Genomic DNA, 24,552 nt, shown 5'->3' with positions numbered 1-24,552 from the left:
TTTGACAATTTTCGATGCATATTAATTAAAAATTGGGGTATGAAATTAAATAAAAACCGTCTTAATAGCAGTAAAAAAGTGCTAAAAAGTTAAAACTCCAGCAGTTGGGTGCTGGAGTTTTAACTTTATTTTAAATTCATCACAATCAATCGTTCTTCGGTCATTTCTTCTATACTATATTTCGGGCCTTCTTTGCCCCATCCGCTATCTTTCATACCACCGTATGGCATGAGGTCGACTCGGTATTGAGAAGCATCGTTAATCATAAAGCCGCCGACTTCCATTTTTCTAGCTGCTTTCATGGCTTTATCAATATTTTTCGTAAAAATTCCGCCTTGCAGGCCATATTTTGACTGGTTTACATCTTCTAAACATTGATCTAAATCGTTATAAGGAATTAACGATAAAATCGGCGCAAACACTTCTTCACAAACAACTTTCATCTCTTCTGTTACATTTGTGACAATTGTCGGCTCTAATAAGTTTTCTTTTCGTGTACCGCCTTGAACCACCTTAGCTCCTTTTGCATTAGCTTCTTCAATCCACTCTTCGGCTCTTTTAGCTTCATCGATCGAAATCATTGGCCCAACATCAGTCGCATCATCAAACGGATCACCAACGTTTAAATCACTCATTGCATGGATCAGTTCTTTTACAAACTCGTCTCGAATACTTTCATGAACATAAACACGTTGAACAGAAATACAAACTTGCCCAGCATAGGCATAACTTTTAACTGCGATGACTTGTGCAGCTTCTTGGATATCTGTTTCATGATCGACGATAACGGGAGAGTTATTACCTAGTTCCATAACTAGTTTTTTCATGCCAGTGTTTTGTTTAATATTGAGCCCCACTTCAGCACTTCCCGTGAACGTGAATAATTGAATTCGTTCATCTTGCGTTAGCCATTTTCCAATCTCTGAGCCCTTCCCTGTAACAACGTTTAGCACACCGTCAGGTAAACCTGCCTTTTGAAAGATCTCAGCTAATTTTAGAGCCGTTGTCGGTGTTGCACTAGCAGGCTTTAACACCACAGTATTACCAGCAGCGATTGCTGGCCCAATTTTATGCATGACTAGGTTTAACGGGAAATTAAAAGGACTGATGGCTGCAACAACACCCACAGGTACACGAATGGTAAACGCCATTCGATTTTCACTGCCTGGGGCTGTTTCAACCGGAACCCCTTCACCTGTTAATCGTTTTGCTTCCTCTGCGGATAAAATCGTCGTTTGAACAGCACGGTCCACTTCAGAACGTGCTTGCTTAATTGGTTTTCCAGCTTCGTGTGTAATGTTTTGAGCAAGCTCCTCTTTGTTTTCTTTAAGTAGGTTCGCAACCTTCATTAAAATTTCGTAGCGTTCATATGGAGTTGTTTGGTCATTTTGAAAGGCTTGTTCAGCTGCGTCCACTGCTTGATTAACATCGTCATGAGAGGCTTTTACCACCTTTGCATAAACATCTTGATTAGTTTTATCTAAAACATCGATCATCTCATTAGTCGTTTTCCATTTACCATTAATCAGTAATCCAAATGATTCCATGTTCATCATCCTTTCAAACATCATTCTTCTTACAATATTACCTTATACATTGTTAATTAAACAAAAGAAGGGTTTGGACCTTAATAGATCCAAACCCTTTATTTTTATTAGATAAATAGTCCAGCTATTGTTGCTGAAAGAACTGATGCTAATGTTGCACCAACTAATAGTTTAAAACCGAAACGAGAAACGATTTTACCTTTTTCATTATTAATACCTGCAACAGTACCTGCAATGATACCAATAGATGAGAAGTTAGCAAAGCTTGTTAAGAATACAGAAACAATACCAATTGTTTTATCTGACAAGCTATCCATAACCTCTGTTAATTGTCCCATAGCTACGAATTCGTTCGTGATGATCTTAAGTCCCATCATACTACCAGCTTGAGAAATCTCGGCAGCTGGTACACCCATCAAGAATGCTAATGGTGAGAAGACTGTACCTAGGATGCCTTCTAATGTCCAACCTGGCGTTACAGCACCAAGCATGAAGTTAACTAGCTCTAGGAATGCTAAGAACGCAATTAACATCGTCGCAACGATTAAGGCAATTTTACCACCGTCAAGTGCACCATTTGCCATTGCTTCAAACACACTCTTAGATTCTGATACATCATTAATATCAACTTCATCATCTTGATCTTCAATTGTAACCGGCGCAATGATTGAAGCTAAAATTAAAGCACTGAACATGTTAAGCGGAATAGCCACTAGAACATATTGTTCAGGTAGCATCGTTAGGTAAGCACCAACGATTGACGCTGATACAGACCCCATTGCAGAAGCGCTTACAATATACAGACGATTTTCAGTTACGCGGTGGAACTGTGATTTTATCGCTAGTAACGCCTCTGACTGACCAAAGAACATACTGTTAACAGCGTTAAATGATTCGATCTTTGGTAGACCAGTAATTTTTGAAATAATACCACCTAAGATTTGAATTAACCAAGGTAGTACTTTTAGATAAGTTAATACGGATAAAATAGTTGCAAAGAATATAATAATTAATAGTACGTCGAAAAAGAAAACACTCGTATCTTCAGCTTCTAAAGCTATACCACCTAATACGAAATCTACGCCAGACATACCGAATTCAATCAGTTTGTTAAAGGCGTCTGAAATCCACTTAATAATAGTTTGTCCAATTGTCGTCATGAACATAAACCAAGTTATTAATAGCTGAGAGATCAGCATGAAAGCGATTCCTTTATACGGTATATTTTTCTTATCATTAGACATGAACCATGCAATGGATAAGACAATAGCTACCGCAGCTAGAGCAAATAAGATGTCTAGGATAATACCCACGATGTTGTCCTCCCTTTAAGTCATAAAAATGTTATCACAATTTCAGATTGTAGCAACTTTTATGACTCCCGACAATACTTTCAACTTATAAAAATATTGGTAATTAATATTAAGAATTGAGTTAATTTTCAACCTACAATAGATAGCCTTCGGATATGTTTATCTTTACCGAAAGCCTAGTTTTTATGTCACACTCTTTTGAGCTGATAAGAGCCATTCAATTTTTCTAATTGATTGATCGTTTCTGTCGCTTCAAGTCGGTCTTTAGGGGAAATTTCACCATCTGAAATGTGTAAGATATGTAATGGAGCATTTGTTGCTTTTAGAATTTGTTTCAAAGGTTCAGAAAAAGTTGTACCACCTAAACATTTAACATTCGATAGAGGTTTAATACTAAAGTCAAAGATCGCTTGATCGTGGTATAAAGTTAAATCAAATTCGTCCTGGAAAGTAAGAGGTTTATGTTTCATCGAAAATGAACAATCCAACAGTAGGACACGAGGGATTCTAGTCGAATTCGGGTGGATGGGTTGATAATACAATGCTTCTTCAATCGGTATGTTATAGCCGACATGCTGAAGCAAAGTTTGTGTAACGTTTAACTTTTGACGTTGAAAATTCTCTTGAGGTGGCTGAAGCGTTTGTAGCACTTGTTTGAGATCAACTTGTTTGACAGGCTGCCTCGACGACGGACTACTCTTTTGCGTCTGTACCTCAGCTAATTTAGGAGTTCTCCCATGATAGAACTTCATTCTCATCACCTGTCACATTATATGCCAAAAATGATGTACCATAACAAACTTTTTGTGCTATTTCTCCCCAATTGGACTTTGTCGAACGTGATAGTTTCTCGGATTTATATGACCTTTTGGAGCCGTTTATGTAGTGTTTGGAAAGTTTTTATGCTGCGTTTCAAGATCTCCAGTTTATGCGACGGATTTTCATTTTATGCGCTGAATGTCCCCATTTTTGCGCTTCGAATTTTGTCGAAAGTGACGTTTTCTCGGATTTATGAGACTTTTTCAACCTGTTTATGCGCTCTTTAGAAAACTCTTATGCTGTCGTTTCAATACCACTTATTTATGCAACGTTTTTTTCATTTTATGCGCTACTTTTGCCCATTTATGCGCTTCGAATCTTGTCGAGCGTAACAATTTTTCAAATTTATGCGACCTTTTCGAACCGTTTATGCGCTCTTTGGGATAGAAAAAAGCTCCGGAGAATTTCCGGAGCTTTTGTTTTAGCCTTCTAATAATAGGTCATATGGGTCTTCAACCATTTGTTTAACGCGGTCTAAGAATTGTACAGCTTCACGACCATCGATAATTCTGTGGTCATAAGACATTGCGATGTACATCATTGGGCGAACTTCGATTGAATCGTCTGGCATTACTTTAGGACGCTTTTCAATCTTATGCATGCCTAGGATACCAACCTGTGGTGCGTTAATAATCGGCGTTGATAGTAATGACCCGAAAATACCACCGTTTGTAATGGTGAATGAACCGCCTTGAAGATCGTTTAAGCCAAGCTTACCGTCGCGAGCCTTTTTAGCTAAATCGCCGATTTCTGATTCAATACCAGCAAATGATAGACGATCTGCATCACGAACAACTGGTACGACGAGACCTTCTTCGGTCGATACTGCAACACCAATATCATAGAACTGCTTCTTAACGATTTCGTCGCCTTGAATTTCCGCATTCACTAATGGGAATTCTTTAAGGGCGCCAACAACAGCTTTTGTAAAGAATGACATGAAACCAAGCTTAACACCGTGCTTATCTAAGAATGCGTCTTTACGTTCACTACGAACTTTCATCATTTCTGTCATGTCAACTTCGTTAAACGTTGTCAGCATCGCAGCGTTGTGCTGTGCTTCTACTAAACGTTTAGCGATTGTTTGACGACGACGTGACATTTTTTCGCGGACAACTGGTTTGTCAAATTCAGTCTTCTCGGCTGATTTGTCTTCTTTTTGTGATTTCTTCTTACCTGAGTCAGCTTTTGCTTTAGCAGCTGCTTCAACATCCTCTTTAGAAATACGACCAACTGGATCTTTTGGTTTAATTTCACTTAGGTCAATGCCTAATTCACGAGCACGCTTGCGAGTTGCTGGTGAAGCTACTGGCTGATCTGGATCTGCTTTTTCACCGTCTTCGTCTGTTTTTGGTGATTCTTCTTTAGCTTCAGCTTCTTTAGGTTCTTCTTTAGATTCTGCTTTTTTCTCTTCTTTTTTCTCTTCTTTCGGCTCTTCACTACCAGAGTCATCAGAACCTGCTGCTTCGCCACTTTCGTCTACTTTTGCAATAACGTCGCCAACTTCTACGTCATCGCCTTCTTCAACTAAAACTTCAGCAATAACACCAGCAAAGTCAGAGTTTACTTCAACGTTGACTTTATCTGTTTCTAATTCAACTACTGGATCTCCTTTTGATACCGTATCACCTTTTGATACTAACCATTCGGCTACCGTACCCTCTGTGATGGATTCGGCTAATTCAGGAACTACGATTTCCTTCACTTTAATTTCCTCCTTTAATCAAGCGTCAATGCCTCATTAATAATTCGATTTTGTTCAGATTTATGAATATTAGGGTCACCTACAGCTGGTGAAGAACGATATGGACGTCCAACGTACTCTAATTTTTGCTTCACTTTCTTAATGGACTGAATTCGTTCTTTAACAAAATCCCAGCTACCCATATTCTTCGGCTCTTCTTGTATCCAAATGATTTCTTCAACATTCTTGTATTTCTTAAGGATGTTTTTAAGCTCTTTTTCAGGGAATGGATAAATCTGTTCTAAACGAATAACGTGTAGTTCGTCGTTCGGATCTTGATCTTCCATATGTTCTTCGATATCTACCATAACTTTTCCGCTGCCAATGACGAGTCGCTTAACACTGTCAGGGTTTTCGCCTAGACCTTCTTGTTCAAGAACTGTTTGGAATTTACCTTCTACTAACTTCTCAGGCTCTACTGCAACATGTTGATTACGAATTAAGCTCTTCGGTGTCATTAGAACTAATGGGCGTGCCGCTTCAGTTCCAACAATCGCTGCTTGACGGCGTAGTAAATGGAAATATTGCCCAGACGTCGTCACATTAGCAACCGTCCAGTTATTTTCAGCAGAAAGTTGTAAGAAACGTTCTAGACGTGCACTGGAGTGTTCTGGCCCTTGACCTTCATACCCATGCGGTAGAAGCATGACCATACTAGCAATTTGCCCCCACTTAGCGCGTCCTGCTGCAATAAATTGGTCAAAAATAACTTGTGCCGCGTTCGCAAAGTCACCATACTGTGCTTCCCAAAGAACTAGTGTATCATCCGATTGAACACTATAACCATATTCAAAACCTAACACACCCGCTTCCGATAGTGGGCTATTATAAATACTAAAGGATTTATTAACCCCTTCTAATCCATGGAATGGGCTATATTTTTGTTTACTATTAACATCGTTTAAGACAGCGTGACGGTGAGCAAATGTTCCACGCTCAGAGTCCTGACCTGACATACGAATTGGCGTTCCATCATTTAATATCGATGCAAACGCTAATGCTTCGCCTAATGCCCAGTCAATTTTCTCACCTTCGTTAAAGGCTTTCTCACGACGCTTTAAGATTTTCTCTAACTTTCTAAATACTTCAAAGCCGTCTGGACGTTTCAACATATCTTCATTTAATTTCTTCAATGTATCTACATCTACGGCTGTTTCAATTTTATCTAAACCATTAACGACCTCTTCTGGTAGGTCTGGGACTGAAGGATTTTTCTTCTCACTTTCAGTCATATTATCGAAGATTTCGCGAAGTTTCTTCTTCACATCTTCTTTATAAGACTTAGCCTCTTCTTCTGTTAAAATGTTCTCTTTAACTAAGCGATCTGCGTAAACTTCATATGCAGTTGGTTGATTATCAATATCTTGATATAGCTCTGGCTGCGTTCCACGAGGTTCATCCATTTCGTTATGCCCGTATCTTCTGTAGCCTACGAGGTCAATTAAGACATCTTTCTCAAACGTCGTACGGTACTGATATGCAAGCTCAACAGCAGTTAGACAAGCAACTGGATCATCTGCATTTACATGAATAACTGGAATCTCGAAACCTTTTGCTAAATCACTTGCATACTTCGTCGAACGGCCATCTTCATGGTCCGTAGTAAAACCTACTAAGTTATTAGCTATGACGTGAATCGAGCCACCCGTTTCATAACCACGTAATTGAGATAGGTTTAACGTTTCAGCCACAACACCTTCACCAATAAATGCTGCATCGCCGTGAATTTGAATGTTAAAAGCCTTGCTTGGATCGTTCTTTGCATAACCTTTTTCATCACGATTATCTTGTACAGCACGCGTATAACCCGTTACAACAGGGTTTACAAACTCTAAGTGTGACGGGTTATGAGCTAATGTAATTTTTGTTTTACTTTCATCATCATCAATAAACTCACGGTCAGCCCCAAAGTGATACTTCACATCACCTGTCCAACCATAATTAATACCCGTTGAACCTTCAGAAGGTACGAGCGTTTTATCAGGTGCATGAGCAAACTCAGAGAATATCATGTCATATGGCTTGCCTAAAACATGCGCCAATACGTTTAAACGACCGCGGTGTGCCATGCCCATTAATACATGATCTACATCATCGTTATGAGCGTTCATCACCATGCGATCAAGCATAGGAACCATGACGTCTAGACCTTCAATGGAGAAACGCTTTTGAGCCACAAACTGTTTCGCTAAGAACTGCTCAAAGCCTTCCACATCACCTAAACGCTTTAAAACTTCTTTCTTTTCTTCATTATTTAATGAAACATCAAAAGCGCCAGTTTCTACCTTTTGATAGAGCCACTCACGTTCATCGTCGTCAGGAATATGGTTAAACTCGTATGAGATTGTTCCTGAATATCGTTTTTTAAGATGTTGCACTAAATCCCATGCATTTTTCACATTTCTAGGGACTTCAGAGGTTAATAATTTAGCATCTAATTGCTTTAAATCACCTTCTGATAATCCGTATTTTTTTGGATCGACTAAAGGTGAATACCGATCATCTTGCTTTCCAACAGGAAAAATGTCAGCTTCTAAATGGCCATGTCGGCGAATAGCCTCTACTAACTTCATTGTTGCAGTTAGTTTTTGTAAGTCAGCTGTAGAAGCTCCTTGTTGAGCAGATGACGTATCCAATGTTGATTCAGACACCCAAGAAGGTGCCCCATGTTCGTCAAACATTTGACGCAGTGATTCGTCAACTGCATCAGGGTCGTCTAAATATAAATCATATTGCTCTTCTATGTAGCCCATATTAGGTCCATGAAAAGCATCCCAAACATTGTCGTTTGACCCTTTGATTGCCACTTTTACTACCCCCATCAGTTTTCAAATAAGTAACTTATCTACTACTAGTATATAACAGCTTTCCGAAGTATTTCTATCAAGGTGTTTACCCTTTATTAAGTATTAGCAAACAACTTGAAAAAAATAACTCGAAAAACATTATAATCATCACAATTAGTATATATGAAAAAGCACATATAGAAAAGGCAAACACAACAAAAATTGTCGGATTAAAGCGCAAAACTACACAAATCTTTCTATGTGACGGTTTAAAATCTGAATTAGCTCAGATTTTGATTCATTAAGCTCTGGCTCAATTAACTCCTTAAACCATCTCGTTTTTTGATCTTTATTAATATACAAATACCAATCGATAATGCCGTCTTGTAGAACTTCAGGTAATTGAGTGACTGTAAGATTAGTTGAATCCAATTCAAGCTGCTCTTTCATGTCATTAAAATGCTGAATATTAGTTTCGTCTACTCCTATAAAGTTATGTAACGAATTTAATTGATAATCATGAAAATAAGTTTTAAGTTTTTCATCAATCTCTTTATATTGTTTTTGGAGAATAATCTGCTTTATTTTATAAACACATTTATTGTCATAATCGGTTTCAGCTAACTTTATACAATGCATGACATCTTCTTTTTGTGCTTGGTCAAGCCGATAATCTTTTGTAATAACACGTTCTAATTCATGAAGTAAATCTGAAGCCTTTATGACGTCCGGATTTCTCACGCAAACATTTGCTAAAACTTGAAAGGCATAGCGTGGGTCTAATCCAGTCATCCCATCACTTTCCAGATCATACTCGTGCAGTTGTTCAAACTTCTCAAGCCTTGTTTTGGAGTCTTTTGACTTTTTTATTCTTGTTAAAATAAATGCCATCGCTAGAGTCTCAATTGCTTGAAAGCCAAAACGTTCACGGTCTTTCTTCTGGATTTTAGCTTGATACAGCTGAACTTCCCGCTCTAAGTTCAGCTCATAAGGCACGCGAATAAAAATCATACGATTCAATAACGCTTGATGCGTTTTATCAGATAAAAAAGCCTTCAGTTCATCTTCATTCGTGTGACCTATGAGGACTTCATCAGCATATATTAACGCTTGTCGCGACACTTTGTAAACCTTCTCTTCTGCAAGGGATAAAAACGGATATAATAATCTCTTTTCTGTTTTGAAAACTTCTTGAAGTTCTAAAAGTCCACGATTAGCCGCTTGAATTTCACCATCATATTTATATGCTCTAGGGTCCGATTGACTCCCGTATTGAGCTACTTTTGAAAAATCCACCGCGCCAATAAGGTCCGAAATGTCTTGCGTATACGGGTCACCAGGAAAAAATGTTCCGATACCTTTTCGACTAGATTCTGAAATAAAAAAACGCTCAACAGGAACTTGCCTCCAATCCCCACCCCACTCTGTTTCGAGACGGTATTGATTAAAAGGTGATAGTTTGCCACTTATATCTAACGGAAGTTTTTCTCTTTCTTCTTGTGGTAAAGCTTTCAAAGGATCTTCCTGCATTGGACAGCCTTCAATTTGATAGACAGCACCTTGGTCGGTATAAGAGAAATGTTCTAGCGCCTTTTTCATCTGGCTTAAAAAAGTCGATTTGCCACTACCTGGAGGTCCAACTAAAATTAACATTCTCTTATGTAGGTCATAACCTTGACTAGCGGGTTTAAGATATTCATCATTTAATTGTTGAAATAACTGAGGGTTTATATTGAGTGGTTCATTTTGAAGTGCTAAATATAAGCGTTCGTGTGCATTTAGTGGTTTAAACGTGCCGGATTTAATAATCTCAGCATACTGTACTAAGGTCAATTTTTCATTCATACAACCGCACACCTCCTCGTATATCTTATTCAAGGAGACAATTTTATTTGAACAGTTTTTGACATCAGTTCACATTTGAACAATTTTTGGTTATAATACAATTAATGAATTTATAATTGAGGTGGAATCTTCATGAAATTAGCAGTCATTCTTGGCGTTTGCGTCACATTTTTAGTTTCAATTTTCACAGCTGGTTACGAAGCAAAACCAGGACAACCCAAAAAATAAGGTGACAGGGGCCTACCCTGTCACCTTTTTTTAGCTTAAATTAGGAAAGTTTTGTTGTCTTAAAGCCTCATAAAGTATAATCGCTGCCGTGTTTGATAAATTAAGTGACCTGACTTTGTCTGTCATATGAATTCTTAAGCAACGATCTTCTTTTCCTTCTAGTAATGTTTTTGGAATTCCATCCGTTTCTCGGCCAAATACGAAAAATATATCTTCATCCTGATCACTATAATCAAAGTCCGAATAATGCTTCGTTCCGAAGTTTTCGATATAATAAAAACTTCCTTCTGGATACTTCCCATATAACTCATCAAGCGAATCGTAATATAAAATATTAACATCATGCCAGTAGTCCAGCCCTGCGCGACGCAACATTTTATCTTCTGTCGAAAAGCCTAATGGTCGTATTAGATGCAGCGTCGAGTCAGTTGCTAGAACACTTCTGGCTATATTTCCTGTATTGGCTGGAATTTCTGGTTGATATAAAACAATATGAATTCCCAATTCATACACCTCTTCAATGCGTTAATAACCGAGATGTATTATATCATATCTTAACTTGTTAAGTGTAACCAATTATTAGATTTTGTCTCATGATGCAAAAGATATTTTTTCTTATCTAAGCCACTTGCATAACCTGTAAGTGATCCGTCACTTCCTACGACACGATGACAAGGGACCGCTATAGTTATTGGGTTTTTATTAATAGCGCCGCCTACAGCTCTGATCGCTTTAGGCTTCTCGATTTCTACAGCAATATCCTTATACGTCCACGTGTCACCATGTGGAATTCTAAGCATGGCATCCCAAACTTGTCTTTGAAAATCAGTACCTAATAACGACATATTAAAAGAGAACGTGTCTAAGTCATCATTAAAGTATGCCATCATTTCTTCCTTAGCTTGTATAAAAGCATTCTTTTCTTCCGTAAAAGATCCAAAACCATGTTTAATTTGCCACTTCTCGATCCAAGTTTGACGCTCCGCTAACGTTCCGATTTTAATAAAATAAACCGAATCATGCTGCCCGCCAAAAATCATATTTCCTACTGGCGTATCAAGATGAGAGATGATGAGCTTTTTCACCTTAACAACATCCTTTCCTTAATTAAGCTTTTTGCTTACATAAATCTAGACCTTTTTCCATTTCGAATAATACCTCATCGTCTGATTCCTTTACCATAGCTTCTTCTATCATTTGAGCAGCATCTTCGCGTCCAATTTTCCCAATGGCCCAAGCGGCCGTTCCACGAATGACTGGACGCGGGTCATTTACCATTAAATCAGCTAATGTGTCGACTGCCGTTTCATCTTTATAATGAGCCAAAGCCACGATAGCATTACGCTGAATCGGTTTTTTACCACGCCATGACCCCGCCATATAACCATACGTTTCTTTAAATTCACGATTTGAAATCTTAAGAAGTGGAATCAATTTCGGTTTTACGCGCTCTGGTTCTGGCTCTAGTTCAGGATGAATATGAAAGTCTTTCTTTTTATTTTTAGGGCAGACAATTTGGCACGTGTCACACCCGTACAAACGATTTCCTAGCTTTTCACGAAACTCATCTGGTAAGAAATCCTTCGTAATCGTTTGATAAGCCACACAACGAGACGCATTAAGTTGACCACCTTGTACTAAGGCACCCGTTGGGCATGAATCAACGCAAATATTACAATCGCCACAACCCTCTTCAATCGGTTCATCTGGTTCAAAAGGAATATTTGTAATCATTTCGCCTAAATAAACCCACGAACCATAATCCTCTGTAATTAACGCACAGTTCTTCCCAACAAAGCCAACGCCAGCACGTTCAGCCACAGCTCGGTCTGATAATTCGCCAGTGTCTACCATGGCTTTATATGCAGCGCCATCGATTCGGCTTTGTAAAAATTCGCCTAACAGATTTAACTTCTCGCGTAACACATCATGATAATCCTTACCCCAAGATGCTCGCGCGAAAATCCCCCGTCGATCACCTTTTTTACTTTTAGGAGCATCTTTCATGCGCGACGGATAAGCAAGCGCAATCGAAATAATCGATTGCGCCTTAGGCATTAATGTAGTCGGGGTCGTGCGCTCTTCAATCGATCCTTTCTCAAAACCCGATTGAAACTTAAGAGATTGTTGGACGACTAACCGTTGTTTTAACGTTTCAAACGTATCAGTTGTCGTAAACCCAATCTCCTGGATTCCAATTTCTTTGCTGTATTCAATTAAGTCCTGTTTCAGTTGATTAACATCCATGCACGACCCTCCTTTTATGGTTAAATGGATTTCAATTAACGTTTAAAGCTTTTCTATTAACAAAAACACATTTCTAATTAACGTTTAAGCTTTCCTTTTTAACATTAGGGGCGTTTTTATTAACAAAACGCACTTCCTAATTAACATTATATCAGTTTCTATTTAATATTGATTTGTCTCAAACGATTAATGGCTGCCGATACTTCAAAACGTCGCGGCTCAGCTAAATCGCCTGGGTGTTGTTCTTGGTCTTTTTGTGTAAAACTGAGACCTTTTTGTTCAATTTCACGTTCAAAATATTCTAGCCACTCAGTTATAGTCAAATCACCGTTAACAGGTGCATACACCGCCATATATTTTAACATATTTGCAATCATTCTTGTTTGGGAATCTTCGACAATTTGTTCAACTAAGCTAAGGTCAATCGTATTTTTTCCGATCATAATATGATGCTTACCTTTTGCTTGAACTTTCGCCTTAGGTCCCAAACGTTTTTCGATAGACTCCCGTATAACAGTCCGGTCTGTCCATTGTCCAAAATTCTCAGGTTCTTCTGGCCATTCAACCGGATTGTCATCAGCAATATTGCGCGCTTTCTCAGTCACGTTAAAAGGAATATACTGATCCATCATTATGACTTGATCCGCAATGTCAAAATAATCACCAGACCCACCCATTACAAGTACGGTTGAGACATCTAACTCATCTCGTAGTTGTTTTACTTTTTGGACAAAAGGTGTGATGGGCTCCTTGTCTTTCACCACTAACTGCTGCATTCGCTCATCACGAATCATAAAGTTTGTCGCGCTTGTATCTTCATCGATTAATAGTGTCGTAGCACCCGCTTCTAATGCTTCCATCACATTCGCTGCCTGTGATGTACTTCCACTAGCATTTTCTGTGGTAAAGGTCTTGGTGTCAGACCCATTCGGTAAATCATTAATAAACGGTGAAATATTTACTTTCGTAATACTACGTCCATCTTCTGCACGGATTTTAACAGCGTCAGGGTCTGTTAACACATATTCACGACCATCTCCGGCAATATGCTCATATACTCCCTGCTCAAGTGCCTCTAATAACGTACTTTTTCCATGAAAGCCACCACCAACAATTAATGTAATGCCTTTTTTAATCGCCATCCCAGCAATCGGCTCATCACGATGCGGAATGTTAAATGATACTTCATTTTCTTTAGGACTTTTAAACGGAATGGAATTTTGTAATGGCTTCGAACTTATACCACTGCTTCGCGGTAAAATCGAATCATTGGCAATAAACGCAATCCAATCTTCTTCTTTCATCTTGCGGCGGATTGCATCATGTTGATCTGCTAATTGTAAAATATCCGATAAATGATCTTGGTTTAAGGAAAAGATGGAATGCTTAAGAATCGAAGGTAAGGCCTCAAAAAATAATTTCTCTGCCTCACGTCCATTAATGCGTCGGCCATTAGCTGGAAGTCCAATAGAAAGACAAACCGTTACAGCATCCTTTTCAACTTTTACAGCTGAGCGCTTCAATATCGTCTGATCCGGGCCGTCAATGGCGATCATGCCACTTTTTCCGCTTCCTTTAACAATCGTTTGTTCTTTAAAAACAGCCTTATGAACACGGCGCGCCACATGGTCTTCAACATAAGTCTGACGTCTAGGTGTCTTTAGCCATTCTTCATCTATGGACTGATATCGCTTTGGTATAACTAAGCGAATTTTTGATGGCGATGCAAATGGATCACCTTGAGCATAGTCGATGTGTAAATCAAAGTTCGAGAATTGAAATGAACCTTGGATACCTTTGTAACCTTTATAACTTTTGCCATCAATTTGCTTTAATTTTTGCTTCAAGTATTTCAAGTTATCCCTCCGTTGTATTCTTCTCGTTTACCTGGTCAATTCGATTCATTATATTTTTCCTCCATAATATTGGAACTAATACTAGAACTATATAAATAAATACCACCATGGTCACAGTCCATCTATTTCCTTCCACTAAACTAGCACCTAAAAACGCGTAAATCAATGTACCTGGGATAATTCCAATGAGCGTTGCCTTAAGAAATTCCATAAAACGAACTTTTGATAAACCAACACCGTAACTAATTAAATCAAAGTTAATAACTGGTAGTAATCTAAGTAAAAGTATATAAAGAAATCCTCGTTCCTCAAAATGGTGCTTCAAATCTAGTACTTTTTGATTTTTTAATTTTTTAAAAGTATCTTCGCCTAACTTTCGTGAAATCCAAAAAGCAACAGCCGCTCCAGCTGTTGCACCTGTGATGGCTAGGAAAAATCCCCATACCGAACCAAAAGCTAATCCTCCAACAATCGAAAATACAGAAGCAGGAAATAGCACAAGCGGTCTAAACATAAATAGAAGAATATAATATACAGGTGAAAACCACCCTGCGGTTAAAATGATATTTCTTATATCTTCGGGTGAAATATGAAATAAACGCTGATGAAACGAATAAAGTAACAACACAAATATAAAAACTATGATGCCTTTAAGTAGCGTACTAAGTTGCATTTCAATCATCCCTAACGTCATCGTATATGAAATTATATTCCCTTAAGGCCAACTATTTAATCAAAATATGTAACCAATCGACGGAATTAACGTCTAAAGAATTAAAGATATTCTAGGGGGCCAATTAAATGAAATTATTAAAAGGGATGTGTTTAATCGGTTTATTACTTTTCCTGTTTGCCTGCTCACAAAACGACTCAGCAAACGAAGGCTCAAATATGGACGACAGTGCTCAAGACGGGGCAGGATTGACGGAAAGTAGCGATGATGCAGAAGGTGAAAGAGAAATGGACCAGAGCGATGAACAATCAGGTGCAGAACCAACTGAAGGTGAGATCGACTTTGATACGATGAACCAGATGATCATTTATAATGGCAGAATAGAACTTGAGACGAATAATTACCAGGAAATCAACGATATGATTCGAGATGAGCTATCTAATCGTAACGGATACATTGTCCGTTCAAATGAGCACACTCGAGGTGAGGAAGAACAAAGGTATGGCGAAATAGAAGTGCGTATTCCTCAAGAACACTTTGATCCATTTATGAACAGTTTAGAAGCAGAAAATGTCCATGTATTAAACAAAACACAAGAAAGTGAAGATGTAACAGAAGAATATGTTGACCTTGAATCTAGGCTAACCGCTAAAGAAGCTGTCGAAGAAAGATTATTAAATTTTATGGAAAACGCTGAAAAAACAGAAGATCTTCTTCAAATCTCCGATGACTTATCACAAGTACAAGAAGAAATCGAACAGATTAAAGGCCGTATGAATTATATTGAAAACCACGTCGCCTACTCAACTGTCACCATTTCCATTCAAGAGAGAAACGTGAAGATTCCAGAAGTTCAATCTCAAGAAGAATTAAATACAATGGCAAAAGCAAAGAAACTATTCTTAGATACAATTAATGTTTTTATGTCCATCGGTTCAGGTTTAGTTGTCTTTTTTGTTGGACTATCACCAATATTGATTCCGCTAGCTATAATCGCTTTAATTATTCTATTCAAATTTAGACAAAGTAAAAAACGAGAGTAATCTTAGTCAGGGAGTTTGAATAGTATAGTGCTAAACGTTATCTGGGAGGTATTAACACCATGAAAAGAACTCAATCGGAATTTTTAACGGTTGATGCGTTAGACGAACGCACCTTGCCTTTCTGTGCAACTAGGGATGATCCTGCCCCGTTATTTACAGCGGAAGCACTTTACGAAAACAGTATTCAATCGATTGATTTAGAAGACTACCGGGGATCATGGGTAATATTATTTTTCTACGCTAGTGATTTTACGTTCGTTTGACCTACAGAATTAGCAGCAGTTGCTGCTATATACCCTGAGCTACAAAGCATGAATACAGAAGTGTTAGGAATTAGCACAGATAGTGTTTATGCACACAAAGTCTTTAAAGAAACGTCACCATCGGCTAGGCAAGTACAATTTCCACTAGTCAGTGATCGTAACCAGCGAATTTCTAGAGGTTATCGAGTATTAGACGAAAACTCTGGTACTTCATTTAGAGCTACGGTCATCATCGATCCAGATGGTACCATTGTTTCTAAAATGATATATCCGCGAGAAGTTGGACGGAGTGCTTATGAAATTCTTAGACTCATGCAAGGCATCCAGTTCGGACGCGAAACCGGATTAGGTGTTCCTGCGAATTGGGAACCTGGAATGAATGGCATTCAACGTAACTTCAATGATATCGGTCGATATTAACGCAAAAAGCCAGGCATCAGATAAAGATTGCCTGGCTCTTTGAATTAATTATACTGTTTTAAGAAATCATTTAAGACTTCAATATATTCTTCTTTATAAATAGCATAAGCTTCTCCGTGACTCGAGTCTTCAAACACTTTCAACCTTGCTTCACTATTGGTATTTTCATAAAGTTCTTCCGTCATACGTGTTGGGACGAAATCATCACTATTACCATGAATATAGAGAATAGGAACATCCGCCTTCTTCACTTGCTTCAACGCCGATGCTTCTTTAAACGAAAAATCCGACTTCATTTGTGTGACTAAACTTGTTGAGTGTAGTATTGGGAAAGATGGAAGATTAAACATCCGTCCCATTTGGTAATCAAATAGATCATGAACACTCGTATATGGACTGTCTGCGACAATCGCACTCACCTGTTCAGGTAAATCTTCTCCGCTAGACATTAAGACAGATGCCGCTCCCATCGATAAGCCGTGTAACACAATTTCAGCATCTTCACCTTGTTTTTCTATTAGTCGGTCAATCCAATCTAGAAGGTCAAGTCGACTGTGCCAGCCAAATCCGATATAATCGCCTTCACTTTGACCATGTCCTCGTAAGTCTACTGAAAGAATATTATAGCCGAGATCTTCATAATAATGTTCTCCATATAATCCCATATCTCTTGCCTTCCCAAGATAACCATGGGCGAAGACCACAGTTTTTTCGGTTGGTTCTTCAGCTTCTAAATAATAGCCTTGTAACCTTAAATCATCGAACGATTTTAATTCCCAATAATCGAAGTCTTGCTCGTCTACCCATTCTCGCCAGCCACCACTAGTAAAAACACTCATCGCTTCATTCGAGACAACGAGATCGTCATTATTTTGCAAAAAGTCTTTTTGTTCACGTTCAATCGCCAAGTCATAAAAATAAAAACTACCAATTATATCTGCAACTAATAGAATTGATAGAATAACTGCCCCAATTTTCATCCACCGTTTCTTAGTCAAACGAAGTCCCCTCTCTCTTTGTTGTCTATTTACTATTATACAGAAAATTCGTGCTAATTTCAGTAGGAATCGGTGGAATTTACAGTTTTGTTAAAAAGTTATGACAGTCATCTTCAATAAAAAACCAGCCGTAGATTACGACTGGTTTTTTATTAATCTTTCTTTTTAGCTAATTCATCACGATCAACAGATCGCGGAGGCTCTTCCATCCATTCATATTTTATCATCAACTTGGCTCCATCATCAGCATACTTCATAAGCTCGGTTATTAAACGGCTATATACGGCTCCAACATCTCGTCTAGGACTTGCTGCAAGACCGGCGCCATAATACGTAATGCTTAAAGCAATTAATGCCGTTGAATAAAACATCATCTTACGATCTGAATAGACATATGACGTCGAATCTGTCACTTCCGAATCCCAAGTCATGGGTATTGGTGTATCATTTTGCTTTAAAATTTCACCAAAAATCTTAGTATGTTTATTCGCTAATTCTTTTCCTCTTAATAAAAATTTCATGACTTCATTGTCTTGAGCAATTTGACTATAGCCCATCATCGTCGCGGACCCTAATGCATTACGTTCAAAGTTACTATATAAATTCATAATCTCTTCTCCTGTCAGTGGTCGTTTTTCTTGAAAGAAGCCAGATAAGAATGATTTTTGATTAACAAAATCTACATTTTCCGGTACTGGTAAATAAGGTGTCTTAGAATATAGCCCTTTCTTCATCAATAATTCTTTACACTTATTAATTAATTCAACTGACTCGTTAATACAAGTCTTAAAAAATTGAAAAACATCTTCTCGTGTCGCATGCGTGATGGCTATACCATAGTTACCTAACCCTATTTTTCCCATTTGATTCGCACTGTTTAAAAAATAAACATCTGTAAACAACCTTGGAGCTGATACATCTACATCTTCTTCTATACTAAAACCTCGAGGAATTGGATGGCCTTCTTGATTATAAAAATCTTCAATTTGTTTTACATGAGACTGTGACATTTCTAAGGCATACTGAAGAACTGACTTAATTTCCTCATCTTCAACATGCGAAAGTTCATACTTTAGGTGACAAATTGCCCCTGAGTCGTTCATGTAAGTATTCCATAAATTCGTCACTTCAGCAGACGTTAAATTATTAAGATCATGGTTTGGATGCATGAAAACCCCTCTTTATCATCATAATTTCTTAACTTTTAACATTCCCAAAAACCACAATCATATGTTTAAAAATTAAAAAACGCCAAGATGAAAATCATCTCGGCGTTATCAGTCATCAATTATTTATACGTTTAATCCATCTTGTTGACCTTTCTTAACAAATGATGCAACTTCAAGTGTACGTTTAGCTTGATGTTTAACTGCATCTTTCACATCTTCAACCATGTTACCGTCTTGGTCGACAGTAACACTTACACCATACGGGTTTCCACCTGATGCGAATTGAACAGGATCTGTGTAACCAGGTGCTGCAATAATCGCGCCCCAGTGCATCATAGATGTGTAAAGTGCTTGTACAGTTGCTTCTTGTCCACCATGTGCGTTTGACGCTGATGACATGGCACTTACGACTTTATTGATGGTCTTACCATTTGCCCAAAGCCCGCCTTGTAAGTCTAAGAACTGTTTCATTTGAGATGGTAAGTTACCGAAACGAGTTGGTGTGCTGAAAATAATCGCATCTGCCCACTCGATATCATCTGATGTTGCAACAGTTACATCTTGAGTTGCTTCATAATGCTCTTTCCAAGCTGGGTTTGATTCAATCGCAGCTTGTGGTGCAAGTTCCTCTACTTTAAGAACTTTAACATTTGCACCTGCTTCTTGAGCTGCTTCTTCAGCCCATTTAGCCATCTGATAGTTTGTACCAGTTGAACTATAATAAACAATTGCTAAATTAGTCATTCTGAAAAACTCCCTTCTAGATGTTCACTTACTTTTTGTAAGCACAAATCCCATTTTACTAACGACATATCTTAAAGTCAAGATAATTGATTAAAAGACATTCTCATTTATTGAAACTAAACATGACGATGTCTTCAACAACTTCTCGTGGCCTCTCATCTGTGATCAAGTGACCAACTTTGTCATAAACCTTAAGGTTAGCTTGAGGCAACTCTTTTTCTAACTTTTCCCCAATGTATAATGGAACTACTTTGTCTTGTTTCCCCCATAACAAAAGTGCTGGCACTTGAAGATGATTTAACTCTTCATTTGATAAATCACCTTCACGGTGTCTTAGTAACCTAATCAATGAATGAGGGAAATTCCCATCCATAATAGGACGCTTGTACTGCTCTATCATGTCTTCGTCAATTAAGGAGTGATCGTATAAAACGTCTTTTAAAACGTCTTTCACGTCATGCTTATTTATATGATAATGGACAAAGCGATGAAAGAATGGTAAATATGAACTGAAGATTAAAAGCCTGTTGGCACGCTTCAAATAACCAGAACTGTTTAGTAAAACTAACTTCAACACACGCTCAGGTGAAAATTTGGCAACATTCATCACGACTTGTCCACCCATTGAATGCCCAACTAACATAGCCGAAGAGATATTAAAAACATCCATACACGCGGTAACAAGCTTGGCATAGTTCTCAAATGAATAACGAAATGATTTTGATTTTTCACTCTTGCCGAAACCGGGTAGATCAATGGCTAGTACCGAAAAATGCTCCTGCAGTAACGGCAACACTTTATGATATGTATATGTAGAAGCTAAGTAGCCATGAATTAAGACAATGGGTGGTTTGCCATTAAAATCATGTTCGCAATATACATCGACACCCATTACCCGAATCGTCTCTTTGACAAATGACATATGGACAATCCTTTCTAAATCGGAGGTATTCTATGGACTCACAATTAATTCTAGCTTCTTCTTCACCAAGAAGACAGGAACTTTTAAAACAAGCTCGCATCTCTTTTCATATTCGAAAACCAAACGTTGACGAAACACAAATCAAGACGAAGGACCCTTACGAAAAAGTTAAACAACTCGCCCAGCTTAAAGGGCAACACGTAAATTTTCAATCACCAAAAGAAGTCATTTTATCCGCTGATACCGTCGTATCATTTCAAAATCAAATTTTTGAAAAGCCCAAAAATCGTGACAAAGCTTATCAAATGATTTCAGATTTAAGTCATAATGTACACGAAGTTTACACAGGCGTCATGATTCAGTCTCCAGAAAAAGAGAGCACGTTTGTCGTTAAAACAGAGGTTGAATTTTGGAAGCTTGACCAAGATGAAATCCATTGGTACGTCTCAACGGATGACCCATACGACAAAGCAGGCGCCTACGGTATCCAAAGCCTAGGGTCCATGTTTGTCAAACAAATAGTTGGTGACTATTATAATGTCGTTGGTTTACCATTATCGCGTGTGATTCGTGAGCTCAAGTCGTTTGGCATCGAACCAGAGCTCGAACTTTAATGCTTTATATAGATTTTCATGCCAGGAATCGGTGGAATATCGTTCATTCGATAATCCGGTTTCTGCTTTGGCAATTCGTAATTCACATGATTTAAAAAATAATCAAGCGTGACTTGCATAATATCAACCGTTAACCACTCGCCAGCACAACGGTGACCTATATCAAACTCGCCACCACCTTGAGGGATAAAATCAAATGGATTGCCTTCCCATTTTTCGAATCGTTTCGGCATAAATTGGTGAGGCTCATCCCACAATTCAGGGTCATGATTAGTACCATACAAATCTAATAATGTCATGGTGTTTTTCTTGAAGGTATAACCTTTCCACATAAAATCTTTCTTCACCCTCGCAATTGCAAATGGAAAAAACGGATAATAACGACGCACCTCTTGTATAAAACGATGACGCTCATCATAACCTTGTTTAGCTAACTCAGCCTCTTTTGGATAATCATTAATCGCTAAAAATATAAAATCAAGATACACCGCAATAGCAACAATGGGCCTTAACAAATTCAAAATTTCAACGGCAACGATATGCGGATCTAATAGTTCACCATTTTCATCACGATGCCACACAACATGATAGAAAGCCCTATGTCGTTCCACATCCAAACTTCTATTCCTAACCTGTTTTACCAACTTTTCTAATCGACTTTCTAACTGAACACGCGACCATCTAGACTTCAGATGTTTAGGTCCAACCTTGGATGCCATTTCAAAGAGAGGACTTAACTTTGAAGCCCAGTCATCTGCATCATGTTCATGAGATGGAACGCCCGTCCATCTTAAAGCCGTCCGAGCTAAAACTAGCTTAGCAGCTTCAAAAACCTTCACTTCTTTCTCATGAGCCTCTAAATAGCGAGTCCATTCTTCTTTTACAATACTCTGGATCTCTTTAAGTGACTCTTTTGTCATCAGCGACATGAACATCGCTTTACGATGACGATGTTCATCTCCATCCAGTCCTTGAACGCCACCCATACCTAACAACGTCTTCTGGGCAACTACTGGCGCCGCTTCTTTTCTGAAAAATTTATCCGTATCATAGAATAGTTCCGCTGCTTCCTGACCAATTAGACAATACGTTTTCTCCCCTAATAATCTGGTCTGGACAACCCGTGAGTCAAACTTCTCGGAACGGTTCATAATAAAGTAATAACCTTCTTTAAGCAATTCAAGGGAATGATCAAGTCCAATTTCTTTTGGTACCTTTTGGTGAGAATGATTCATTAGAAGAACCTCCAGAAAAAGTTAGTCTAACGATAACATTCCCCATTACGAACTAATTTAACTATAGATTCCACTCTGATGTTAAAATCTTTTTCAACTGAATAATTTGCTCTTCCCCAATGGCTTCAGATATTTCTTGCTCAATTTGCCTTTTTAAAAGCTGATTTTTCTCCACACATTCTTCACCTAATGAGGTAAGTTCTAATAAGCGTTCCCTTTTATTTTCTTTCATTTTACTTATTCGGACTAATCCTTTACTTTCAAGCTGTTTAAGAAATTTATGCGTTCCCTGTCTGGAGATATCGACACTTTTCGTAATATAAGAACTTGTTGTTTGTCCTTCTTGGAAAATTCTAGTTAATATAAACCATTCTGAATTTGAAATATATAGATCACTATTTTTATTCCAAAGCTCGCCAGATACTTTTCGTAATTGCTGGTGTCGCTCACTAACTAAATCAATTAAATCTAACTCTTCAAGCTTCATCCTCTACCATACACCCCAATCCTTAAACTGAAATAAATTTAATCAAAAACACTTATGATTGTCAACCTAGTTGACAATTTAGGGTGAATAGACGTATAATATAAATAGAGCTAAGCAATAAGAAAGGGGTCTGTCATGTATAACAAAGGTGATTTGATCATTTACTCAACACATGGAATATGCCGAATCGATAACATAACCGAAAAAAACATTGCAGGAACCACACGTACTTACTATATATTAAGCCCAATCGAAAACAACCAACACCTTACCATCAGTATTCCAGTCGATAACAATGGAATGTTAATGCTCTCATTAGTTAATGAAAATGAGGCAAAGGACATCTTGCAAACGTTTGAATCAGATGGTCTTGAGTGGATTGATAACGCGAATAATCGAAACCAGGTTTTTAATAAAAAAATTAACTCCGGCGATCGCAAAGACATAGCTAGCATTGCTAACACACTCATTAGGAAACAACACGAACTTAAACAAAACGAAAAAACCCTTTATGAGAACGACCAAAAATTATTAACCAAAATTAAAAGCATCTTGTTTAAAGAAATCTCTCTTGCTCTCAATATTTCAATTGATGAAGTAAATGAAAAAATTCAAAATAAAATGTTCCAGACTTCATAAAAATAACCACCTACTGAACAGTAGGTGGTTTTGTTTTAAAAAGGTATGAAAACAACTTTTAAAGTTCTGAAAAACCTATTTTTGATATCATTATTCAGGAATATTGGTCTGAACCTACTCAAAAATGGTCTAAACAGAGCATAAATGGATCTAAAGACTATTAGGAAGATACTGTTTTTATAAAAAAAAGAGAGTCAATTCCTCATTTAGAATCGACTCTCCTTTTATAGATCCCTACCAAAAACTCTGGTACATCACATAGTTCTCGTCAAGGAATGACGTCAAAAGTATTCGTTTTAGCTCGTGATATGTTCGTTCTGTTTCATGGAAATAGAATTCATCGTAGGCGAGACTTCCAAAAAAAGGACCGGGCATGGTAGGTAGTGTCTCATCTGGGGATTCATTATGTTCTAGGATACTCTCACACAATAGATAGAGTTTGGTTAACTGTTCTTTTTCAACCGGGGATAATGCCAAGTTTTGGTCTTCACCACCTTGGACATTTTCAACAAACCAATAATGAATATGGTTAGCCTTCCTCCAGTATATTTGCTGAGTCAAAAGACTTTCCCATTTATGGCCAAATTTTTCAAACTGCTTAATGTGATCTTTAACCTTTAAATAGGTTTCACGATCTTCATTTTCTAAAATCGATAACTGATTGTTAGCCTTAATAATCTCATCTAGCTCCATCCCTTCAATTTTTGGAGCAGAATACAAGTGCATATCAAGACCCATCTCTTCACCCTCTTTAAATTTAATGGAATTAGCAACATCCTCTATTAAACTACCAATAGAGAATCATTCACCTCCCATCTATACAATTGTATTGTTCAAACACACAAAGGAAAACTTAGAAAAGATGTTTGAAGTGTTAAATGAAGAAGAACTTAAGAAGTAAATAGAAGTTTGTCAGGATTTGTCCGAGGATATTACCAATATTATTTTACTGATATGAGA

At 37.8% G+C, this 24,552-nt stretch carries 23 protein-coding genes; 5 read left to right on the top strand and 18 right to left on the bottom strand.

Translation table 11 applies throughout. The features are described 5' to 3' along the window. Window positions 1-125: 125 nt before the first annotated feature. The 11 genes from EDC24_RS14290 to EDC24_RS14240 all read right to left on the bottom strand — a co-directional run bounded on the left by EDC24_RS14290 (window position 126) and on the right by EDC24_RS14240 (window position 15,058). Window positions 126-1,547 (bottom strand): aldehyde dehydrogenase family protein, encoded by a 1,422-nt coding sequence (locus EDC24_RS14290; RefSeq protein WP_124223742.1) that lies wholly within the window; start codon window positions 1,545-1,547, stop codon window positions 126-128. Window positions 1,548-1,654: 107 nt separating this feature from the next. Then, window positions 1,655-2,851, bottom strand: a complete 1,197-nt coding sequence (locus EDC24_RS14285) for a NupC/NupG family nucleoside CNT transporter (protein ID WP_124223842.1) — start codon at window positions 2,849-2,851, stop codon at window positions 1,655-1,657. Between the two features lie 197 nt (window positions 2,852-3,048). Further along, window positions 3,049-3,612, bottom strand: coding sequence for a hypothetical protein (locus EDC24_RS14280; RefSeq protein WP_124223740.1), 564 nt, complete (start codon window positions 3,610-3,612; stop codon window positions 3,049-3,051). A 488-nt stretch (window positions 3,613-4,100) separates the two neighbouring features. Continuing rightward, the gene (gene odhB, locus EDC24_RS14275; RefSeq protein WP_124223739.1) at window positions 4,101-5,384 is read right to left on the bottom strand and encodes a 2-oxoglutarate dehydrogenase complex dihydrolipoyllysine-residue succinyltransferase; all 1,284 of its coding nucleotides are present in this window, start codon (window positions 5,382-5,384) and stop codon (window positions 4,101-4,103) included. A gap of 14 nt (window positions 5,385-5,398) precedes the next feature. After that, entirely contained in the window at window positions 5,399-8,230 is a 2,832-nt protein-coding gene (locus EDC24_RS14270; RefSeq protein WP_425455194.1) for a 2-oxoglutarate dehydrogenase E1 component, read from the bottom strand. Between the two features lie 222 nt (window positions 8,231-8,452). Beyond that, window positions 8,453-10,054, bottom strand: a complete 1,602-nt coding sequence (locus EDC24_RS14265) for a hypothetical protein (protein ID WP_124223736.1) — start codon at window positions 10,052-10,054, stop codon at window positions 8,453-8,455. 258 nt (window positions 10,055-10,312) lie between these two features. Continuing rightward, window positions 10,313-10,786 (bottom strand): tRNA (uridine(34)/cytosine(34)/5-carboxymethylaminomethyluridine(34)-2'-O)-methyltransferase TrmL, encoded by a 474-nt coding sequence (gene trmL / locus EDC24_RS14260; protein WP_124223735.1) that lies wholly within the window; start codon window positions 10,784-10,786, stop codon window positions 10,313-10,315. Between the two features lie 50 nt (window positions 10,787-10,836). After that, window positions 10,837-11,367: a methylated-DNA--[protein]-cysteine S-methyltransferase gene (locus tag EDC24_RS14255; protein ID WP_245998201.1), complete on the bottom strand. Its 531-nt coding sequence runs from the start codon at window positions 11,365-11,367 to the stop codon at window positions 10,837-10,839. A gap of 22 nt (window positions 11,368-11,389) precedes the next feature. Further along, window positions 11,390-12,529 carry a tRNA epoxyqueuosine(34) reductase QueG gene (gene queG, locus EDC24_RS14250; protein ID WP_124223734.1) on the bottom strand — a complete coding sequence of 380 codons (1,140 nt, stop codon included), beginning with the start codon at window positions 12,527-12,529 and terminating at the stop codon, window positions 11,390-11,392. Window positions 12,530-12,687: 158 nt separating this feature from the next. Then, the gene (locus tag EDC24_RS14245) at window positions 12,688-14,385 is read right to left on the bottom strand and encodes an ABC-ATPase domain-containing protein (protein WP_124223733.1); all 1,698 of its coding nucleotides are present in this window, start codon (window positions 14,383-14,385) and stop codon (window positions 12,688-12,690) included. Between the two features lies 1 nt (window position 14,386). Further along, window positions 14,387-15,058, bottom strand: a complete 672-nt coding sequence (locus EDC24_RS14240; protein WP_124223732.1) for a TVP38/TMEM64 family protein — start codon at window positions 15,056-15,058, stop codon at window positions 14,387-14,389. A 128-nt stretch (window positions 15,059-15,186) separates the two neighbouring features. Between EDC24_RS14240 and EDC24_RS14235 the strand changes: the two genes are divergently transcribed. After that, window positions 15,187-16,101 (top strand): DUF4349 domain-containing protein, encoded by a 915-nt coding sequence (locus EDC24_RS14235; protein ID WP_124223731.1) that lies wholly within the window; start codon window positions 15,187-15,189, stop codon window positions 16,099-16,101. 59 nt (window positions 16,102-16,160) lie between these two features. Next, window positions 16,161-16,784, top strand: a complete 624-nt coding sequence (locus EDC24_RS15340) for a peroxiredoxin (RefSeq protein WP_245998199.1) — start codon at window positions 16,161-16,163, stop codon at window positions 16,782-16,784. A 44-nt stretch (window positions 16,785-16,828) separates the two neighbouring features. Here the strand turns inward: EDC24_RS15340 and EDC24_RS14220 are convergent, their stop codons facing one another. The 4 genes from EDC24_RS14220 to EDC24_RS14205 all read right to left on the bottom strand — a co-directional run bounded on the left by EDC24_RS14220 (window position 16,829) and on the right by EDC24_RS14205 (window position 20,617). Continuing rightward, window positions 16,829-17,782, bottom strand: a complete 954-nt coding sequence (locus EDC24_RS14220) for an alpha/beta hydrolase (RefSeq protein WP_245998197.1) — start codon at window positions 17,780-17,782, stop codon at window positions 16,829-16,831. 152 nt (window positions 17,783-17,934) lie between these two features. After that, window positions 17,935-18,951, bottom strand: a complete 1,017-nt coding sequence (locus EDC24_RS14215; RefSeq protein WP_124223726.1) for a DUF3231 family protein — start codon at window positions 18,949-18,951, stop codon at window positions 17,935-17,937. A 123-nt stretch (window positions 18,952-19,074) separates the two neighbouring features. Then, entirely contained in the window at window positions 19,075-19,695 is a 621-nt protein-coding gene (gene wrbA / locus EDC24_RS14210) for an NAD(P)H:quinone oxidoreductase (RefSeq protein WP_124223724.1), read from the bottom strand. A 103-nt stretch (window positions 19,696-19,798) separates the two neighbouring features. After that, window positions 19,799-20,617, bottom strand: coding sequence for an alpha/beta fold hydrolase (locus tag EDC24_RS14205; protein ID WP_124223722.1), 819 nt, complete (start codon window positions 20,615-20,617; stop codon window positions 19,799-19,801). Window positions 20,618-20,649: 32 nt separating this feature from the next. On the opposite strand from EDC24_RS14205, the gene EDC24_RS14200 reads away from it, so the two are divergent. After that, window positions 20,650-21,231, top strand: a complete 582-nt coding sequence (locus EDC24_RS14200; protein ID WP_124223720.1) for a Maf family protein — start codon at window positions 20,650-20,652, stop codon at window positions 21,229-21,231. Here EDC24_RS14200 and EDC24_RS14195 read toward each other — a convergent pair. After that, window positions 21,228-22,466, bottom strand: a complete 1,239-nt coding sequence (locus EDC24_RS14195; protein WP_124223718.1) for a cytochrome P450 — start codon at window positions 22,464-22,466, stop codon at window positions 21,228-21,230. The genes EDC24_RS14200 and EDC24_RS14195 overlap by 4 nt on opposite strands. Before the next feature lie 61 nt (window positions 22,467-22,527). Then, on the bottom strand, window positions 22,528-22,953 hold the full coding sequence (locus EDC24_RS14190; protein ID WP_124223716.1) for a MarR family winged helix-turn-helix transcriptional regulator: 426 nt from the start codon (window positions 22,951-22,953) through the stop codon (window positions 22,528-22,530). A 135-nt stretch (window positions 22,954-23,088) separates the two neighbouring features. Between EDC24_RS14190 and EDC24_RS14185 the strand changes: the two genes are divergently transcribed. Then, window positions 23,089-23,592 (top strand): CarD family transcriptional regulator, encoded by a 504-nt coding sequence (locus EDC24_RS14185; RefSeq protein WP_124223715.1) that lies wholly within the window; start codon window positions 23,089-23,091, stop codon window positions 23,590-23,592. Between the two features lie 234 nt (window positions 23,593-23,826). Here EDC24_RS14185 and EDC24_RS14180 read toward each other — a convergent pair whose 3' ends face one another. Next, window positions 23,827-24,330, bottom strand: coding sequence for a hypothetical protein (locus tag EDC24_RS14180; protein ID WP_124223713.1), 504 nt, complete (start codon window positions 24,328-24,330; stop codon window positions 23,827-23,829). 22 nt (window positions 24,331-24,352) lie between these two features. Between EDC24_RS14180 and EDC24_RS15255 the strand changes: the two genes are divergently transcribed. Next, window positions 24,353-24,493 carry a hypothetical protein gene (locus EDC24_RS15255; protein ID WP_170158608.1) on the top strand — a complete coding sequence of 47 codons (141 nt, stop codon included), beginning with the start codon at window positions 24,353-24,355 and terminating at the stop codon, window positions 24,491-24,493. The last annotated feature ends 59 nt before the right edge of the window (window positions 24,494-24,552 follow it).

The organism is Aquisalibacillus elongatus (assembly GCF_003843875.1).
Taxonomy (GTDB): Bacteria; Bacillota; Bacilli; order Bacillales; family Alkalibacillaceae; genus Aquisalibacillus; species Aquisalibacillus elongatus.
The sequence above is the reverse complement of the archived record's forward strand: the minus strand, read 5'-3'. Positions and strand labels throughout refer to the sequence as shown.

Excerpts from the sequence above, each read along its gene's own strand:
- EDC24_RS14290 (WP_124223742.1), bottom strand. The coding sequence starts at position 1,547 with ATGGAATCATTTGGATTACTGATTAATGGTAAATGGAAAACGACTAAT.
- EDC24_RS14280 (WP_124223740.1), bottom strand. The coding sequence starts at position 3,612 with ATGAAGTTCTATCATGGGAGAACTCCTAAATTAGCTGAGGTACAGACG.
- EDC24_RS14265 (WP_124223736.1), bottom strand. The coding sequence starts at position 10,054 with ATGAATGAAAAATTGACCTTAGTACAGTATGCTGAGATTATTAAATCC.
- queG (WP_124223734.1), bottom strand. The coding sequence starts at position 12,529 with ATGGATGTTAATCAACTGAAACAGGACTTAATTGAATACAGCAAAGAA.
- EDC24_RS14240 (WP_124223732.1), bottom strand. The coding sequence starts at position 15,058 with ATGCAACTTAGTACGCTACTTAAAGGCATCATAGTTTTTATATTTGTG.
- EDC24_RS14235 (WP_124223731.1), top strand. The coding sequence starts at position 15,187 with ATGAAATTATTAAAAGGGATGTGTTTAATCGGTTTATTACTTTTCCTG.
- EDC24_RS14215 (WP_124223726.1), bottom strand. The coding sequence starts at position 18,951 with ATGCATCCAAACCATGATCTTAATAATTTAACGTCTGCTGAAGTGACG.
- wrbA (WP_124223724.1), bottom strand. The coding sequence starts at position 19,695 with ATGACTAATTTAGCAATTGTTTATTATAGTTCAACTGGTACAAACTAT.
- EDC24_RS14205 (WP_124223722.1), bottom strand. The coding sequence starts at position 20,617 with ATGTCATTTGTCAAAGAGACGATTCGGGTAATGGGTGTCGATGTATAT.
- EDC24_RS14200 (WP_124223720.1), top strand. The coding sequence starts at position 20,650 with ATGGACTCACAATTAATTCTAGCTTCTTCTTCACCAAGAAGACAGGAA.
- EDC24_RS14195 (WP_124223718.1), bottom strand. The coding sequence starts at position 22,466 with ATGAATCATTCTCACCAAAAGGTACCAAAAGAAATTGGACTTGATCAT.
- EDC24_RS14190 (WP_124223716.1), bottom strand. The coding sequence starts at position 22,953 with ATGAAGCTTGAAGAGTTAGATTTAATTGATTTAGTTAGTGAGCGACAC.
- EDC24_RS14185 (WP_124223715.1), top strand. The coding sequence starts at position 23,089 with ATGTATAACAAAGGTGATTTGATCATTTACTCAACACATGGAATATGC.
- EDC24_RS14180 (WP_124223713.1), bottom strand. The coding sequence starts at position 24,330 with ATGGGTCTTGATATGCACTTGTATTCTGCTCCAAAAATTGAAGGGATG.
- EDC24_RS15255 (WP_170158608.1), top strand. The coding sequence starts at position 24,353 with ATGGAATTAGCAACATCCTCTATTAAACTACCAATAGAGAATCATTCA.